The sequence below is a fragment of the Bacillus sp. JJ783 genome (genome assembly GCF_036963225.1).
Taxonomy (GTDB): Bacteria; Bacillota; Bacilli; order Bacillales; family Bacillaceae_G; genus Bacillus_A; species Bacillus_A cereus_U.
Genome location: NZ_JBALMG010000220.1, coordinates 305 through 1,156, shown reverse-complemented (window position 1 = coordinate 1,156; position 852 = coordinate 305). Strand labels below are relative to the sequence as shown.

Sequence of the window (852 nt, the reverse complement as noted above, 5' to 3'; positions counted from 1 at the left end):
TATTCTTCTACATAATAAGAAAGATTCTCTTCTTTGAAATAAGAAATCCCTGTAACAATTACCCTTTTTAATTCCTCGATAGTCACATTATTATTTAATGCTTTTAAAATATTGAAATGATGTGTATATTCTTCATTCTCTACTTCTAAACAAAGTTCCAATCCTTTTTCAATAAGGATAGAAGATATATTTGTTTCACCTAACTTAGAATATTCCCTAGCTTGTAAAAAAACAGCTTTGAAATGATTAGGTATTTTCTCTGTTACTTCTGATAAGTGACGGATAGCTAATTCAGAAAGGTTTTGATTTGCATATAGCCACCCTAAGTTGTGCCGCACGAATGAAATTAATCTTTCTTCATTATTTTTTTGTAATAAATTTAATGCAGAATTTAAATGTTCCTCGGCCTGTTCAAACTGTTTTAGAGATACACAACTCATTCCAATAGTATTTTCGCAAGAAGCAGTATTACTTTCATAACCTTGGTGTTTAGAGAAGATATCTTTTGAAATAGTTGCATAGTGAACAGCTAAAAGTGGTTCATTATTATTATGATAGAATAAGGCTAACTTAGATTGAAATTCAGCTTGTTCAATTTCTTCTGGAACGTCTTTCAAAAAAAACTCTGCTTTTTCATAATATTTTTTCGCTTCTTTATAATCTTTAAGTATAGTAGCATATACCGCTTTACAAAAATGGTAATAATAAGATAAGAAACCATCCGTCGGAATTTTAAAAGAATCTATTTCGTCAAAGCTTCTCTTTGTGATACTAAATCTATCAACAAGCGTTTTATAACGAAAATCTAGTAAGAAATAATATAATAAATTTTGTTCTTGCAACATTTTATTT

General features: G+C 28.4%; 1 protein-coding gene. It reads right to left on the bottom strand.

All coding sequences use genetic code 11. From position 1 onward, the window contains the following. On the bottom strand, positions 1–852 hold an 852-nt coding region (locus V7038_RS28505; RefSeq protein WP_335696015.1), incomplete at both ends, for a tetratricopeptide repeat protein.